Genomic DNA, 15,910 nt, shown 5'->3' with positions numbered 1-15,910 from the left:
GTTAATCATTCTAGCTATATGTCTTAACGTTTTGCATGTTCAGTTTTCAATGTTCATGTTGTCTGCCGTTTTGTTTACCTCTTGGCGACTTCTACAATATTACTCTCTTTAATTATATAAGTCAACACTTTTTATAAACTTTTTAAATAAATATAGAAATAGCTACAACTGACACGATTCCCGGTACTCCCAACACAGCTACCACAGTACCGGTGAACAGATTAATCGGAATTGCATATCCAGCTAAACCTAAAAGTAGATGCACCCCAAATAATAATAAAACAGAAAAACCAATTCGAAATAAAAAGATAGATAGACCTTCTATTACTCCCGAAAAGGATTTTCTAAACATAAGAAGTAATAGTAATACTAGCGAACCACCAATGATAATTAACTTCATGAATACCATCCTCTCATAAAATCACTATCTATTAATGTATGAGGCTAGTACTACTATTATACTTATTTTAAAACTACATTTCTTATTTTTGCTTCTTTATATAGATAGAAGTGAATGCTTTCTGCAGTTTTCCTTTTTGCAACAGCGTCTAAATCATAGTCATTCAAATAATCTTCTATTAATTGAGCTTGCTGCCAATCTTCTTTTGTTTCTTTTATAAGATTAACAAATTGCTGGTCAAATTCTTTTTTTAATTTACCTTTTTGAAAAAACATACTACAGCTATATCCCCCTTACAACTCACGTCGACCTTCTAATGCTTTTGATAAGGTTACCTCATCTGCATATTCTAGATCTCCACCTACAGGTAAACCGTGCGCAATTCTTGTTGTTTTAATACCAGAAGGTTTTACAAGTCGAGAAATATACATCGCAGTTGCTTCTCCTTCTATTGTAGGATTAGTTGCTAGTATAAGTTCTTCTACTTGTGTATCCTGCAACCGCTTTAAAAGTGAGGGGACATTTATGTCTTCAGGACCAATGCCATCCATTGGGGAAATAGCTCCATGAAGCACATGGTACAAACCATTGTAATCTCTCATTTTTTCCATAGCTACTACATCTTTTGTGTCTTGGACTACACAAATCATCGATAGGTCGCGTTGTTTATCCTGACAGATATGACAAGGATCAATATCGGTAATATGTCCACAGACCGAACAATAACTTAAATTCCGCTTAGCATCTACTAGTGCCTTAGCGAAATCTAACACCGTGTCTTCTTTCATAGTTAATACAAAAAACGCCAGACGGGCCGCAGTTTTCGGCCCGATTCCTGGCAATTTCATGAAACTATCTATTAGTTTTGATATTGGTTCAGGATAATGCATGTTATTTCCTCCTAGAACATGCCAGGTAGGTTCAATCCTTTCGTGAATTGACCCATCGTGGAGTTAGCTGTTTCTTCTGCTTTTTTCATCGCTTCGTTTGTTGCAATTACAATCAAATCTTGCAGCATTTCTACATCTTCTGGGTCTACAACAGTTGGATCTAACTCTACTTCTAGTACTTCTTTATGACCAGAAACAACTACTTTCACCATTCCTCCACCAGCTACAGCTTCGAAACGTTGAGTTCCTAATTCCTCTTGTGCCTCCGCCATTTGCTTTTGCATTTTTTGCATTTGTTTCATCATACCTTGCATATTACCCATTCCACGCATAATTAATTTCCTCCTTAGTCGTCATGTACTTCTACAAATTCTTTTCCAAATAACCTCTCTGCTTCTACTATTAATGGATCTTCCGAAATCTCTTCCATACCTTGTAGAAGTTCCATTGCCTCTGTCGGTTGAGAGACAGAATCCTCTGTAGATTCTCCACCGCCTTGTTTTAAACCATTTTGACGAATAAAATCCTCTCTGATTTTCAACCAGTTTTCTTCTGGTACGTATATAACTTCGTACATTGTACCAGTCAAGTTTGCTATTAGCTGTGGAAACGAAGTAGAAAAGGTTTTATTCTCCATGGCCATTTGGCAATGAATTTCATATTTAAATTTTAACACAAATGCACTAGAAGATGCTGCTACTGGTTCAGCGTCATTTAATAATGCAGCGTGTGATTTCTGAAGCTGTTGCAAAATATTGGCCCATTGAGATTTAATCGTTTGGACATCCGTCTTTGTCGCTGTTTTTAATATTTCTTGAATTCGACCACTGGATACTTTCACGCTACTGCCAGACTTTTGTCTTTGTCTTTTTGGTTGCTCTGAAGCGCCCATACTTGCTTGTGGTATAATTCCTTGGCTTATTTGCTGCTGTAATTGTTGCAATTGGCTTTCAAGAGTTTTCACTTTTATTTCAAGTTCTGAATTGTTCCCCGCGGCAGCCGTTTCTTCTCTTGGAACTTGTGCCAAGCGAATGATTGCTGTTTCTAAATATACTTTTGCATGATTAGAAAACCGCATTTCCTGTTGAGTGTTGGTTAATATAGAGATGCTTTTATATAACGTATCCTCTGGAAACTTGGAAGCTAAATCACGGAACATCGAATCTCCTGTTGCTATTTCTAACAACTCTGTTTGTTCTGGTGCAACAAGTAAGACAAGTAAATCACGATAAAATGTAATAAAATCTTCTGTTAAACGCACAGGGTCTTTACCATCGTCTACTAATTGTTCCACACAGCTTAAAGCTCTAGCAACATCCTTCTCAATCAATGCATCTGCTAGTTGAAAGAAGACATCCTGTCCAATGGATCCAGTTACTAGCAACGCATCCTCTATCGTCATTTTCACTCCGCTAAAGGATACCACTTGGTCGAGCATGCTTAATGCATCACGCATTCCACCTGCTGCGGCTTGTGCAATCACTTTTAATACATTCTCATCATATTCAATCTTCGCGTCTGTTAATACTTCAATCATACGAGCGACAATATCAGAAGATGTAATTCGCTTAAAATCGAATCGCTGACATCTTGAGATAATTGTCAAAGGGATTTTATGTGGTTCAGTAGTTGCTAAAACAAATACAGCATGTGCAGGTGGTTCTTCTAATGTTTTCAACAAAGCATTGAACGCGCTTGTTGAAAGCATATGCACTTCGTCAATAATGTACACTTTATAGCGGGCGTTTGAAGGAGCAAAACGAACTTTTTCAATAATTTCCCGCATTTCTTCCACACGGGAGTTGGATGCCGCATCAAACTCAATCACGTCGGTATTAGAGCCTTCCGTAATACTTCTACATGTTTCACAAGTATTACACGGTTCTTTTGCCGGACCATTCTCACAGTTTAAAGCTTTGGCGAAAATTTTTGCGGCACTTGTTTTCCCAGTTCCTCGTGGTCCCGAAAATAAATAAGCATGTGTAGTTTTATTGTAAAGGAGGGCATTTTGAAGAGTTTGCTTAATATGTGACTGACCAGACATTTCTGCAAACGACTGAGGTCGATAAGCACGGTAAAAAGCTTGATACGACAACAAGTTCCCCTCCTTCTACTTTTTAAGTAAATAATGTTTTTATTATACCATAAAGCGACTATGACTTCGCCTATTTATGAAAATCAGATAAAACAAAAAACTCATTCGTCTATTAGACAAATGAGTTGATAGTTTTATATTATTGCCGTGCACCTTCCTTCGCTTGAAACACATAAGCGGCACCCTTGTCGTTAACTCGGCTTAGGCTACCCCGCGGCACATGAGAAAGCACCACTTAATGCTGCTTCCTTCCGGACCTGACATGGTTCATGGGCACCCATTGCGCAGGACCCAAACGTCAACATCACGTGCAAATACCAGACCCTACATGTATTCAACCTCAGAGAAGGAGTTCAGTCTCGCTAGAGCGGATTGCGAGTTACAAGACACCGCTACCTTCCCACCTAGCACGGCATTACCTAGTATACTTTTTTTAGAAAGAAAAATCAATAAAAACGACTAGTTATATAAACTTTTATTTACTAAATAGCTTATGAAATTTTTCCTTAAAATTTTTTAAATAAAATATATTGACTTTACATTTCATCCATGATAAATTAATTCTTGTACTTCGGAGGAATACCCAAGTCTGGCTGAAGGGATCGGTCTTGAAAACCGACAGGCGGGTCATACCGCGCGGGGGTTCGAATCCCTCTTCCTCCTCCATTTTAAATACACACACGCATAAATTAGAGATTGAATTCGTTGCATTGGTAACGAATTTTTCTTAGCATAACTTGTTCAGAATATTATGAAGGTAACTATAATGGTTACCTTCTTTTTGTTTGCACAAATATAAAACCTCCTATCTTTTAAATAGGAGGTTTTGTGTTATTTCCGCAATGCTGCTGTTTGCTCTATGAAATGTCCAATTCGTTCAATAATCATTTCTACGTTATCTGGATTTTGTACTATATCATAATCATTTATGTTTAATCGCAGAACCGGACACCCATTAAAAGAATTAATCCATTTTTCATATCGGCCATGCATTTCTTCCCAATAAGAAATAGGTGTTTGCTGCTCCATTGGTCGTCCTCTATCATGAATACGATCAATAATATCATCTAAAGATCCTTCTAAATAGATGAGTAAATTAGGGTGTGGAAAGTATGGTGTCATGACCATCGCTTCAAATAAGCTTGTGTATGTTTCATGGTCTACTGGATCCATCGTTCCCTTTTCTTTATGCATTTGAGCAAAAATACCGGTATCCTCGTAAATAGAACGATCTTGAATAAACCCTCCGCCATATTCAAACATTCTTTTTTGTTCTTTAAAACGCTCTGCTAAAAAATAAATTTGTAAATGAAAGCTCCACTTGGAGAAGTCTTCATAAAAACGATCTAAATAAGGATTTGAATCTACTTTCTCAAAAGAAGTTTTAAAATGCAGTGCTTCTGCAAGTGCTTTTGTCATTGTAGATTTTCCTACACCTACAGTACCGGCAATCGTGATAACTGCATTAGGAGGAATACCATATTTTTCTCTTAAATTCATACCTTATAAACTCCTTCTATGCAATGTCGCATCTACTTTTTCTAATATTAATTGTAAGTCTTGTCCATTTTGAACAAAGTCTATTTCATCTCCGTTGAATCGAAGAACTGGGACATCTGGATGTTTTTTTTCAAAATTATTGATAAACATACGATAATCTGCAGATAGCTGCTCCAAATACTCTGGACTGATCTTTTTTTCAAAGTCTCTTCCACGCATATCAATCCGGTTAACAAGGACATCTAAACTTGCATCCAAATAAATAACCATATTAGGAACCGGCATATCTTTTGTTAAAATTTGATAAATAGCTTCGTACTTATCGTACTCTATTGCTGTCAATGTTCGTTTAGCAAATATTAAATTTTTAAAAATATGATAGTCTGCTGTGACTGCAAGATTTTTTGATAAATACTTCTTTTCTATATCGCTTAGTTGTTTGTACCGGTTACATAGAAAGAACATTTCCGTTTGGAAACTCCACTCAGCAATATCATCATAAAACTTATTTAAAAAAGGATTTTCATCCACAATCTCTTTTAGCAATTCAAATTGATATGTTTCGGCTATTGCTTTCGCTAATGAGGTTTTTCCAACGCCTATTGGACCCTCTACCGTTATAAATGGAATGGTCATAATTTACCCTCACTCTAATGTTTCAAATCGTACCCTTTATATTAACATAGCTCGAAAATAAAAAAAATAGAATATAATTGTCTTTCCAAAAGAAAGACAATCATACTCTATTTTTTCTTTACCCGGAACATCTCTTGAAGCAAATACCAGTTTTGCGGGAAGTTAAAGCCGCTATGCCAATAGGCTATACCTAGTAACTTCAATTCTTTTAAAAGCTTAAACTTTGCCTCAATGGATCTTGCATCTTCAAACCATACTTCATGTTCTTTCCCATCCAGCCAATAATGGAAATATGGTGCTTGTGCAATTTTATCATATTCAATAGCGGCATTTCGATTTTTGGCTAATTGAATCGCTTGTTGGGGACTTAATGCTTTAGCAATTGGATTTCCCTGTTTAAACGGTAACGTCCAATCATACCCATATAGATTTTGTCCCATCATAATTTTACTAGGTTCTATTTCTGTAACGGCATACTCTAACACTTTTCGAACTGGTCCAATAGGCGATACTGCCATAGGAGGGCCTCCGCTATATCCCCATTCATAGGTCATAATGACAACAAAGTCTGCTACTTCTCCTATTCCTTTGTAATCGAAACCTCCATACCACTTTCCATTTTGAGCGGCACTTGTTTTTGGGGCTAGCGTTGCAGAAACTACGTAACCTTTCGCAAAATTTTTCAGTTCCTTTAAAAAAGTTACGTAATTTTCCCTGTCCGCTTTGTCGATATACTCAAAGTCGGTATGAATATGCTTCGTGCCTCTTTTTTCCGCTTCTGCAACTGTTTGTTGAAATAACCTTTTTTTCACTTCTTCATTTGTAAAAATAGTATGTGCTAACGTATCACTAAATCCGTAATTCTCAATATTCACGAGTACAATTACTGTTTCTACCTGATGCGCATTAGCAACTTCGGATAAACTTCCCCAGTTCATTGGAGTTAAAGAGCCATCGCGTTTCACTTCATATGCAAAAGGCATCATATACGTTAGTTGGTCTGCATTTTTTTCAACTTGGCTAATTACCTGACTTGACGGTACCTCTGTGTACCACTCCACATACAAATTTGTCTCAATTATAGGTCTATCGGGGCTAGGTGTGGACGGTAAAACAAGTGCCTGACCAACGACTAACACATCAGGATCCGGAAGTTCGTTTATAGAGGCTAGCGTTGCAACATTCGTGCCGAAATGCTTCGCTATGGCATATAAACTATCTCCTTGTTTCACTATATAAACCAATCGATCACTCCTTCAAAATAGAATATGCACGTTGGAAATAAAACATGCTACACTATGCAAGAGGGGCTGATTCAAATTGGACGAACATTACATGAGCTTAGCTATAGAAGAAGCATATAAAGCAGCTGCAATTGGTGAAGTACCAATAGGGGCTATTATTGTATACAAAGATGAAGTTATTGCACAAGCATACAATCTAAGAGAAACAACCCAAAATGCAACAACGCATGCTGAGTTACTTGCTATCCAAGAAGCATGTGCGAAAATAGGCAGCTGGCGGTTAGAAGAAACAACAATATACGTTACACTAGAACCATGTCCCATGTGTGCAGGAGCTATCTTACAATCACGTATACCAAGAGTAGTCTATGGTGCCAAAGATGCCAAAGCGGGTTGTGTGGATTCCTTGTATCATTTATTGAATGACAACAGATTTAATCATACATGCGAAGTGACTGAGGGTATTATGGCAGAAACTTGTGGTGATTTACTCACACAGTTTTTCAGAGAACTTCGGGCGAAAAAAAAGAACCAGAAACGCAATTAATTAGCGATTCTGGTTCTTTTATTGATTATTTAATAACTGTTTTTCCACCCATATATGGTACTAAAACTTCTGGGACAGTAACTGTTCCGTCAGCTTGTTGATAATTCTCTAAAATAGCGGCGACTGTACGGCCAAGAGCAAGCCCGCTTCCATTTAAAGTGTGTACATATTCTGGCTTAGCTCCAGTTTCTCTTCTAAAACGAATTCCTGCACGACGAGCTTGGAAATCTTCAAAGTTACTGCAAGAAGAAATTTCTTTATACTCTCCGTAACTAGGTAACCAAACTTCTAAGTCGTATTTTTTTGCTGCAGTAAACCCTAAATCTGCTGTACACATACTAAGCACACGATATGGTAAGCCTAAAAGTTGCAATACTTTTTCCGCATGACCAGTTAAAAGTTCCAACTGCTCATATGATTCCTCTGGTTTAACAAAGCGAACTAGCTCCACTTTGTTAAATTGATGCTGACGTATTAGACCACGCGTGTCACGACCAGCAGAACCTGCTTCAGAACGGAAACAAGCACTAAAAGCAGTAAATGCCTGCGGTAATACTGCACCATCTAAAATTTCATCACGATAAAAGTTCGTTACCGGAACCTCTGATGTCGGGATTAAAAAGTAATCTTCTTCATTTACTAAAAAAGCATCTTCTTCAAACTTTGGAAGTTGACCAGTACCAGTCAAACTTGTTCTATTTGCTAAATAAGGAGGTAACATTTCCTCGTATCCGTGTTCTTCTGCATGTAAGTCCATCATGAAGTTTATTAAAGCGCGCTCAAGTCTTGCCCCTAAACCAAGATAGAAAGCGAAACGACTTCCTGTAACTTTTGCAGCACGTTCAAAATCGACTATTTTTAAATCTGTTGCAATATCCCAATGTGCTTTCGTTTCGAAATCAAATGAAGGCACTTCTCCCCATGTACGAATTTCCACATTATCATCTTCCGTATCGCCAATTGGAACACTATCGTGGGGAATATTAGGAATACGCATCATCATATGTTCAAACTTCTCTTCCACATCTCGTAATTCATCGTCTAATGTCTTGATATCCTCGCCTACTTCACGCATACGAGCAATTAGGTCATCCGCATTTTCTTTGTTGCGCTTCATCTGCGAAATTTTTTGAGAAAACTCATTTCTTTCTGCCTTTAACACTTCTGTTTTTGCGATCAATTCTCTACGTTTTTGATCTAATGGTTGAAACTGATCAAATTCTGATATTTCTTCCCCACGTTTAGCAAGTTTCGCCTTTACTTCTTCATAATGATCTCGAACAAATTTTACATCTAACATTTAAATTCCTCCTCTTAAATAATTAAAAAAAACGACAAAAAAGCCCTCATCCCCTGAAAAAGGGACGAGAGCATACCCGCGTTGCCACCCTGATTGACTCGATAAAATATCGAATCCACTTGTAAAATAACGGTTTTTCAACCGGCTTCGACTTACTAAAATTCAGTCGTGCAACTCAAAGGACGGATTCACAAGTGTCTTTATCAGCTTTCACCAACCGCTGACTCTCTAGAAAAAAACGTGCTTGTTACTACTTCCTATCATCGTTTTTAAATCATGAAATTACTCATACTTTACTACACTGTTATCTTTTTGGCAAGTGATTCCTTTACCATATATATAAAGTATTCAGTAATACGGTTATCTTCTGTTAATTCTGGATGAAAAGAGCATCCTAGTATATGTCCTTGTCTCGCCATTACAATTCTATCTTCATGTATAGCCAATACATCTACGTCTTCTCCAACCTCTACTATATGAGGTGCTCTTATAAAAACTGCGGGAAAATCCGATGCAATACCTTTTACAATAAGTGAAGTTTCAAAGCTATCTACTTGTCGTCCAAAAGAGTTACGCTCCACTGTAGCATTTAATACACCAATATGTGCAAAGTCATATCCAACTAAATGATTCGCTAGTAAGATTAAACCAGCACATGTACCAAACAATGGCTTTTGTTTTGCTGCAAAACGTTGCAATGGTTCCATCATATTATGGTGATCAATTAGTTTGCGCATGGCTGTACTTTCTCCCCCAGGTAGGATTAGACCATCCACTAGATTCAAATCTTCGGCACTTTTTACTAAAATTACTTCTGCCCCACATGCTTTAATTGAACGAATATGCTCAGTAACTGCTCCTTGCAATGCTAAAATTCCTATCCTCACCATTATTGGATTACCATCCTCTGTCCTGCATACGTTCTTCTGCTGCTAATCGTGAAATTTCAATTCCCTTCATAGGGATACCTAAGTCTTTTGAAATTTCTACAAGTAATTTATAGTCTTGATAATGTGTAGTGGCTTCTACGATAGCACGAGCAAACTTCTCTGGGTTTTCTGATTTGAAAATACCAGATCCAACAAATACTCCGTCTGCCCCTAGTTCCATCATAAGTGCTGCATCTGCTGGAGTGGCAACACCTCCTGCTGCGAAGTTTACAACTGGTAGTTTACCATTATGTTTAATTTGCAATAGGATATCATATGGTGCACCTAAAAGTTTTGCTTCTGACATTAGCTCATCCTCGTTCATATGAACAATCTTACGAACATGCGCATTCACTTTACGTAGGTGACGTACTGCTTCTACGATATTTCCTGTTCCAGGCTCTCCTTTAGTACGTAGCATAGAGGCACCTTCCCCAATACGGCGAGCTGCCTCCCCTAAATCTTTACATCCACATACAAATGGCACTGTAAAATCACTTTTACGCAAATGGTACTCTTCATCAGCTGGTGTTAAAACTTCTGACTCATCGATATAATCGACACCCATTGCTTCTAATATTCGAGCTTCGGTAATGTGTCCAATACGGGTCTTTGCCATTACTGGAATAGTTACTGCTCCCATTACTTCTTCCATAATTCGTGGATCCGCCATACGAGCAACACCCCCTGCTGCACGAATATCAGATGGCACCCTTTCTAAAGCCATTACAGCAACTGCACCCGCCGCCTCTGCAATACGCGCTTGTTCTGCATTGATAACGTCCATAATAACGCCACCTTTTTGCATTTCCGCCATTCCACGTTTCACTCTATCTGTCCCTGTCTGATTTAATGTCATATTATTTATCCCTCCAAATTGTTATAATGTTTAGTATAATAAAAGATGACCATTTGAAAAGCATCAGAACTATCTAAATTAAAGTGGTCAGATAGGTGGTAATTATGCATTCTCTTATGTTTCAACTGGAAACAAACTCACTAACCCCTTTATATGAGCAGCTTTATACAGAAATAAAAAAAGCAATTATTAATGGAACAATTGCGGAAGGAGCCAAACTTCCTTCTAAAAGAAAATTAGCGGAGTATTTATCTGTCAGTCAAACGACTATTGAGTTTGCCTATAGTCAGTTAGTCTCTGAAGGATTTATATCATCTGAGGCAAGAAAAGGTTTTTTTGTACAAAATCTAGCAGAATTAGCGTTAATCGAACAAAGCACACCTATTATCGTTCAAGACGAACGTTCAACAGATAACTATTCCATCGATTTCTCACCAGGGAAGATCGACATCGATTCTTTTCCTTTTCCCATTTGGAGAAAATATTCTAAAGAAATCATTAGCGAAACAAATAAGGAGTTTCTTTTACTTGGACATCCTCAAGGAGATTATGCATTAAGACAACAGATTTCATCGTATTTGTATCAATCTAGAGGGGTACAATGTACGCCGGAACAAATCATCCTTGGATCTGGTACGGAACAAATAATGCCGTTAATAATTCGTTTACTAGGAAGTGAGGCTGTATATGGTATTGAAAATCCAGGTTATCCACTTACGCATCATTTACTTTTAGACGATAGGGAAAAAACGGTACCCATTTCAGTTGATGAGGATGGCGTGCGTGTTTCACAATTAGAACAATCGAATGCAACGGTTATGTATGTAACGCCATCCCATCAGTTCCCATCAGGGGCTGTTCTCACCGCAACACGCAGGACACAGCTGCTTTCCTGGGCTTACAAAGCTGATAATCGATATATTATTGAAGATGATTATGATAGTGAGTTTCGATATACAGGTAAACCAATCCCTTCTTTACAAGGAATTGATCAAAATGAGCGAGTTATTTATTTAAGTACCTTTTCTAAGTCATTAATGCCTTCTCTACGTATTGCATATGCGGTTTTACCAAAGTCTCTTATTGTTCAATACAAGCAAAAGTATTCATATTATGCTGCTACCGTCCCCCGAATGGATCAGCAAATACTTGCTAAATTTATGGAAACAGGTTATTTTGCAAAGCATCTCAATAAAATGCGGAAAATTTATAAGCGAAAATTAGAAATAGTTACTAAGACTATTGCAATGTATGATCCACTTGTTACAATTTCAGGAGAACAAGCGGGGATGCATCTTCTGTTGACTGTTCAGACATCTAAAACCGAAAAAGAGCTTATTGACCTTGCAAAACAGGTGGGGATACGTATATATGGATTACAAGAATACGTTACTGGAAACTTAGATGCGTTTAAACAACCGAAAATTGTATTAGGATTTGGGGGTATTAAAGTCGACCATCTTGAAATAGCCATAAAAAAACTAATAGATACATTAGAAATAAGAAAAGCACTGTAAGCTCAAGAATCTGAGTTTACAGTGCTTTTCTAAATTAAAATAATCCACCAATAAAGTCTGTTGTACTACTCCATAAGTTTCCGAAGAATTTTCCGATACCTTGGAACATTAAACTAATCCAGCTAGCACGCTCTACAGAATCAGTAGTGACAACATCCACTTCAGATGCTTTGTCTAGTATATATCCGTAATCTGTTCCATCTGTTTTTTCCAAATGAATTTTACCCACTACTGCACCTTTTTTAACTCCAGCTTCTAATTTATCTTTTTCAGCTGTAAAAACAGGCTTGTACAATTCTTTTTCACTAGACTTAATAACCATTGAAATTGGATCTTTTACTGCGATTGCAACTGTCTTCTCTTTTCCTTTTTCAACTGGTAATGTTTTATGTTTAGGAATTTTATACCCAGCAGGAACTATTTCTTCTTTTGAAAATTGGCCGAATCCATAGTCAAATAACGCTCTTGTCGCATCAAAACGTGCTTTATATGAACCAACGCCATTTGCATCTACAGCTTTCATTACAACCGCAATGACACGCATACCATTTCTAGTTGCTGTTCCTGTAAAAGAATGACCAGCAAATTCAGTCGTACCTGTTTTTAAACCGTCTACACCCTCATATTCAAAAACTAACCCTGGAAGCATCCAGTTCCAGTTACTCATTTCGATTGCATCGGTAGTCCCTTCACGGAACGTTTTTTTAGGTATTTTTGTTGTTTCAATTACTTCAGGATAATCCTTCATTAATAAATAAGCCAAAGTCGCTACCGATTTTGCTGGCATTATATTTTCATCAGAAGCACCCGTATTAGAGGGATGCATACCTTGTAAGTCTGCATTATTTAAACCGGTAGAATTAACAAATTTATAGCCTTCTAAGCCCATTTTTTGAGCTTTTTCGTTCATTAGTTTTACAAAGTTTTCTTCCGTACCAGCAATTGTTTCGGCAATAGCAATTGTTGCAGCATTAGCCGAATATATTGCCATTGCTTCATATAGCTCTCGAATTGAGTAAGTTCCATCTGCTCGAAGTGGAACATTACTTAAACTGCGATTTTGAGAAATTTTATAAGTATAATCTGTTACCTTGTATTGTTGATCCCATGTAATTTTTCCTGAATCAATTGCTTCAAATAGTAAGTACTCCGTCATCATCTTCGTCATACTTGCAATACCTAAAGGTGCATCTGCATTTTTTTCGTACAAGATTTTACCTGATTCAGCGTCGATTAAAATTGCAGCATCGACATTTAAATTTAAACTCTCCTCTGCTTTTGTAGCAGTCGGTATTCCACATACAACTGAAACAAGAAACATCGGAAGTACTAGCCACTTAATCATTGATGTCATCCAAACTTTCTTCACTACTGTACCTCCACTATTAGTTTTTATCATTGCTCATTTTATCATACTTTATCCCATAAAGCGCTTAAGTAATTAAAAAAGCACCCATTCGGCCTAGATTAAGACGCCGAATGAGTGCAAAAGTTTCTAAATATACATAAAGCTTAAGAAATAGAATAGTTTGGAGCTTCTTTTGTAATTTGAACGTCATGCGGGTGACTTTCACGGAGCCCTGCACCAGTCATGCGAATGAATTGTGCATTTTCGCGTAAGTCTTGTAAATTTCCAGTTCCACAGTAACCCATACCTGCGCGTACTCCACCTAGTAGTTGGTGAATGGTATCCGAAAGAGGTCCTTTGTATGGAAGACGCCCTTCAATACCTTCTGGAACTAATTTTTTCGCTTCTTCTTGGAAATAACGGTCTTTCGAACCTTTTTCCATAGATGCAATTGAACCCATGCCACGATATACTTTAAAACGTCGTCCTTGGAAGATTTCTGTTTCCCCTGGACTTTCCGTTGTTCCTGCAAGCAAACTACCTAGCATAACTACGTGTCCACCTGCCGCAAGAGCTTTAACGATATCTCCAGAGTATTTAATACCTCCATCAGCAATAATCGTTTTACCAGCCTTACGTGCTTCCGTTGCACAGTCATAAACAGCTGTAATTTGAGGTACACCAACTCCAGCTACGACACGGGTTGTACAAATAGAACCTGGTCCTATACCTACTTTCACAACATCGGCACCAGCTTCAAACAATGCGCGTGTACCTTCCCCAGTTGCAACGTTTCCAGCAATAATATCTAACTCTGGATAAGCCTCACGAATCTTTCTTACAGTGTCGAGAACTCCTTGAGAATGCCCATGCGCAGTATCAATAACAATGATGTCTACTTGCGCTTGTACAAGTTTTTCTACACGGACCATTGTATCTTGTGTAACCCCAACAGCTGCCCCTACAAGAAGACGTCCAAGATGATCTTTTGCTGCATTTGGAAACTCAATTACTTTCTCAATATCTTTAATAGTGATTAATCCTTTTAACATTCCATTTTCATCGACAATTGGCAGCTTTTCGATTTTGTATTGTTGTAAAATCTTTTCTGCATCTTCTAGCGTAGTACCTACCGGTGCAGTTACTAGCTGTTCTTTTGTCATTACTTCATCAATTGTTAAAGAATAGTCTTGAATAAAGCGTAAATCACGGTTCGTGATAATACCAACTAGTGTCAAATCTTCCTCGTTATTTACAATAGGTACACCAGAAATACGATATTTCCCCATTAAATGTTCTGCATCATAAACTTGATGACTAGGTGTTAAGAAGAAAGGATCCGTGATAACACCATTTTCAGAACGTTTAACTGTTTCCACTTGTTCGGCCTGTTCTTCAATGCTCATATTTTTATGGATAACCCCTAGTCCACCTTGTCGCGCCATAGCAATTGCCATTTTTGCTTCTGTCACTGTATCCATGCCAGCACTAATTACCGGAATATTTAACTTAACTTTCTGCGTCAATTGAACGGATAGATTAATATCTTTTGGTAACACCTCTGATTGAGCTGGAACTAGCAAAACATCGTCAAACGTTAAACCTTCTTTTTGAAATTTAGTCTCCCACATTTCTTAATTTCCTCCTTCTATAACTGAATATTATTACAAGGTTATCAGCGTGTACGTCTAGTGTCAAGAATCCAAAAATAATATATTAATTCCGATTTTTCTATTAAAGAAGCTTTTGAATATCCGCTTCCATTTTCAATGGAGATGTTTGTGGTGCATATCTATTTACAACATTTCCTTCTTTATCAATAAGAAATTTTGTAAAGTTCCATTTTATACCACTCGATAAAAATCCTTTTTTCTCTGTTGTTAAATACTGAAACAAGGGATGTGCATCCTTTCCTTTCACATCCACTTTTGCAAACATAGGAAACGTAACACCATAATTGAGTTGGCAATGTTCCATTGTGCTTTCTATGTCCTCAAATTCTTGGTCATTAAATTGACTACAAGGGAATCCTAATATTACTAGCTCGTTGTCTTGATAAAGTTCATATAGTTTTTGAAGTTCAGTAAACTGAGGAGTAAACCCACAATGACTTGCTGTATTTACAATAATCATTGGTTTCCCCTTAAATTTGTCTAATGATACATTTTCACCTTTTGTATTTTTAGCCATAAATTCATAAACTGAGGTCATTTTTTAAGCTCCTTTATTTGTGTTATCTTTACAATATTTCTTTTTGAGTATACTCACAAGCTATTTGATTGAGAGATGTATACTTTTTAGATAGTTAAAGCATAGATAGCTACTATTATAGGTACTTTAATAAAGAGGAAAATAGTGTTTGAAAACTATATTGATTATTTGAGAGGGAGATTCTAGTAAAAGCAATAATGAGTTGGGGATTATAAGGCTTAACGCAACCTGTTTCTCGTCAAGAGCAACTAACTAAGCTTAGGTTACCTACCAGTATAAAAATTATCTAATAAAAGAAGAGACTATTTGGAAATAAATTCCTTAACACAACCAATTGTGCCGGGAGAGCAACCAACTGAGACCTCACAGCGACCAGTTTGATCACGAGAACAACCAATTCCCCTCCGAAAGCAACCAAATGAGGTTGGTCTGCG

At 37.3% G+C, this 15,910-nt stretch carries 16 protein-coding genes, 1 tRNA gene, 1 other RNA gene and 1 other annotated feature; of the genes, 3 read left to right on the top strand and 15 right to left on the bottom strand.

The annotated features are described in order from the left end of the window. Positions 1-142: 142 nt before the first annotated feature. From FS486_RS19780 to ffs, 6 genes are all read right to left on the bottom strand, one after another. Entirely contained in the window at positions 143-400 is a 258-nt protein-coding gene (locus FS486_RS19780; protein ID WP_186321534.1) for a pro-sigmaK processing inhibitor BofA family protein, read from the bottom strand. Positions 401-462: 62 nt separating this feature from the next. Continuing rightward, a complete protein-coding gene (locus tag FS486_RS19775; protein WP_144514018.1) occupies positions 463-675 on the bottom strand; it encodes a YaaL family protein in 213 nt (70 codons plus the stop codon). Positions 676-693: 18 nt separating this feature from the next. Then, positions 694-1,290, bottom strand: coding sequence for a recombination mediator RecR (recR, locus tag FS486_RS19770; protein ID WP_144514017.1), 597 nt, complete (start codon positions 1,288-1,290; stop codon positions 694-696). A gap of 11 nt (positions 1,291-1,301) precedes the next feature. Continuing rightward, positions 1,302-1,622 carry a YbaB/EbfC family nucleoid-associated protein gene (locus FS486_RS19765; RefSeq protein ID WP_144514016.1) on the bottom strand — a complete coding sequence of 107 codons (321 nt, stop codon included), beginning with the start codon at positions 1,620-1,622 and terminating at the stop codon, positions 1,302-1,304. 14 nt (positions 1,623-1,636) lie between these two features. After that, positions 1,637-3,385, bottom strand: coding sequence for a DNA polymerase III subunit gamma/tau (gene dnaX, locus FS486_RS19760; protein WP_144514015.1), 1,749 nt, complete (start codon positions 3,383-3,385; stop codon positions 1,637-1,639). 145 nt (positions 3,386-3,530) lie between these two features. Then, an RNA gene (gene ffs / locus FS486_RS19755) (signal recognition particle sRNA large type) lies at positions 3,531-3,798 on the bottom strand. A 160-nt stretch (positions 3,799-3,958) separates the two neighbouring features. On the opposite strand from ffs, the gene FS486_RS19750 reads away from it, so the two are divergent. Beyond that, positions 3,959-4,051: transfer RNA gene (locus FS486_RS19750), tRNA-Ser, on the top strand. A 165-nt stretch (positions 4,052-4,216) separates the two neighbouring features. Here the strand turns inward: FS486_RS19750 and FS486_RS19745 are convergent. From FS486_RS19745 to FS486_RS19735, 3 genes are all read right to left on the bottom strand, one after another. Further along, the gene (locus tag FS486_RS19745; RefSeq protein ID WP_144514014.1) at positions 4,217-4,885 is read right to left on the bottom strand and encodes a deoxynucleoside kinase; all 669 of its coding nucleotides are present in this window, start codon (positions 4,883-4,885) and stop codon (positions 4,217-4,219) included. 3 nt (positions 4,886-4,888) lie between these two features. Beyond that, on the bottom strand, positions 4,889-5,521 hold the full coding sequence (locus FS486_RS19740) for a deoxynucleoside kinase (RefSeq protein ID WP_144514013.1): 633 nt from the start codon (positions 5,519-5,521) through the stop codon (positions 4,889-4,891). Positions 5,522-5,628: 107 nt separating this feature from the next. Further along, positions 5,629-6,765 carry a glycosyl hydrolase family 18 protein gene (locus tag FS486_RS19735; protein WP_144514012.1) on the bottom strand — a complete coding sequence of 379 codons (1,137 nt, stop codon included), beginning with the start codon at positions 6,763-6,765 and terminating at the stop codon, positions 5,629-5,631. A gap of 91 nt (positions 6,766-6,856) precedes the next feature. On the opposite strand from FS486_RS19735, the gene tadA reads away from it, so the two are divergent. Further along, positions 6,857-7,312 (top strand): tRNA adenosine(34) deaminase TadA, encoded by a 456-nt coding sequence (gene tadA, locus FS486_RS19730; RefSeq protein WP_144514020.1) that lies wholly within the window; start codon positions 6,857-6,859, stop codon positions 7,310-7,312. Positions 7,313-7,337: 25 nt separating this feature from the next. On the opposite strand, the gene serS is transcribed toward tadA, so the two are convergent. From serS to pdxS, 3 genes are all read right to left on the bottom strand, one after another. Beyond that, positions 7,338-8,612, bottom strand: a complete 1,275-nt coding sequence (gene serS / locus FS486_RS19725) for a serine--tRNA ligase (RefSeq protein WP_144514011.1) — start codon at positions 8,610-8,612, stop codon at positions 7,338-7,340. Positions 8,613-8,669: 57 nt separating this feature from the next. Then, positions 8,670-8,885, bottom strand: a binding site (T-box leader). Positions 8,886-8,908: 23 nt separating this feature from the next. Further along, complete coding sequence (gene pdxT, locus FS486_RS19720; RefSeq protein WP_144514010.1) at positions 8,909-9,502, bottom strand: pyridoxal 5'-phosphate synthase glutaminase subunit PdxT; 594 nt, start codon at positions 9,500-9,502, stop codon at positions 8,909-8,911. Positions 9,503-9,509: 7 nt separating this feature from the next. Next, complete coding sequence (gene pdxS / locus FS486_RS19715; RefSeq protein WP_144514009.1) at positions 9,510-10,400, bottom strand: pyridoxal 5'-phosphate synthase lyase subunit PdxS; 891 nt, start codon at positions 10,398-10,400, stop codon at positions 9,510-9,512. Positions 10,401-10,504: 104 nt separating this feature from the next. On the opposite strand from pdxS, the gene pdxR reads away from it, so the two are divergent. Continuing rightward, on the top strand, positions 10,505-11,917 hold the full coding sequence (pdxR, locus tag FS486_RS19710; RefSeq protein ID WP_144514008.1) for a MocR-like pyridoxine biosynthesis transcription factor PdxR: 1,413 nt from the start codon (positions 10,505-10,507) through the stop codon (positions 11,915-11,917). 34 nt (positions 11,918-11,951) lie between these two features. On the opposite strand, the gene FS486_RS19705 is transcribed toward pdxR, so the two are convergent. The 3 genes from FS486_RS19705 to FS486_RS19695 form a co-directional block, all read right to left on the bottom strand. Continuing rightward, positions 11,952-13,271: a serine hydrolase gene (locus tag FS486_RS19705; protein WP_186321535.1), complete on the bottom strand. Its 1,320-nt coding sequence runs from the start codon at positions 13,269-13,271 to the stop codon at positions 11,952-11,954. A 158-nt stretch (positions 13,272-13,429) separates the two neighbouring features. Further along, positions 13,430-14,896: an IMP dehydrogenase gene (gene guaB, locus FS486_RS19700; RefSeq protein ID WP_144514006.1), complete on the bottom strand. Its 1,467-nt coding sequence runs from the start codon at positions 14,894-14,896 to the stop codon at positions 13,430-13,432. Between the two features lie 103 nt (positions 14,897-14,999). Beyond that, on the bottom strand, positions 15,000-15,476 hold the full coding sequence (locus FS486_RS19695; RefSeq protein WP_144514005.1) for a glutathione peroxidase: 477 nt from the start codon (positions 15,474-15,476) through the stop codon (positions 15,000-15,002). Positions 15,477-15,910 lie beyond the last annotated feature (434 nt).

The organism is Bacillus sp. FJAT-22090 (assembly GCF_007676755.1).
Lineage (GTDB): Bacteria > Bacillota > Bacilli > Bacillales_A > Planococcaceae > Psychrobacillus.
Note: the sequence above shows the minus strand (reverse complement) of the source record. Positions and strands in the feature narration are given on the sequence as shown.

Coding starts and splice junctions, on each gene's coding strand:
- FS486_RS19765 (WP_144514016.1), bottom strand. CDS start 1,622: ATGCGTGGAATGGGTAATATGCAAGGTATGATGAAACAAATGCAAAAA.
- FS486_RS19775 (WP_144514018.1), bottom strand. CDS start 675: ATGTTTTTTCAAAAAGGTAAATTAAAAAAAGAATTTGACCAGCAATTT.
- recR (WP_144514017.1), bottom strand. CDS start 1,290: ATGCATTATCCTGAACCAATATCAAAACTAATAGATAGTTTCATGAAA.
- FS486_RS19780 (WP_186321534.1), bottom strand. CDS start 400: ATGAAGTTAATTATCATTGGTGGTTCGCTAGTATTACTATTACTTCTT.
- FS486_RS19705 (WP_186321535.1), bottom strand. CDS start 13,271: ATGACATCAATGATTAAGTGGCTAGTACTTCCGATGTTTCTTGTTTCA.
- FS486_RS19695 (WP_144514005.1), bottom strand. CDS start 15,476: ATGACCTCAGTTTATGAATTTATGGCTAAAAATACAAAAGGTGAAAAT.
- serS (WP_144514011.1), bottom strand. CDS start 8,612: ATGTTAGATGTAAAATTTGTTCGAGATCATTATGAAGAAGTAAAGGCG.
- pdxR (WP_144514008.1), top strand. CDS start 10,505: ATGCATTCTCTTATGTTTCAACTGGAAACAAACTCACTAACCCCTTTA.
- FS486_RS19745 (WP_144514014.1), bottom strand. CDS start 4,885: ATGAATTTAAGAGAAAAATATGGTATTCCTCCTAATGCAGTTATCACG.
- pdxT (WP_144514010.1), bottom strand. CDS start 9,502: ATGGTGAGGATAGGAATTTTAGCATTGCAAGGAGCAGTTACTGAGCAT.
- pdxS (WP_144514009.1), bottom strand. CDS start 10,400: ATGACATTAAATCAGACAGGGACAGATAGAGTGAAACGTGGAATGGCG.
- guaB (WP_144514006.1), bottom strand. CDS start 14,896: ATGTGGGAGACTAAATTTCAAAAAGAAGGTTTAACGTTTGACGATGTT.
- tadA (WP_144514020.1), top strand. CDS start 6,857: ATGAGCTTAGCTATAGAAGAAGCATATAAAGCAGCTGCAATTGGTGAA.
- FS486_RS19740 (WP_144514013.1), bottom strand. CDS start 5,521: ATGACCATTCCATTTATAACGGTAGAGGGTCCAATAGGCGTTGGAAAA.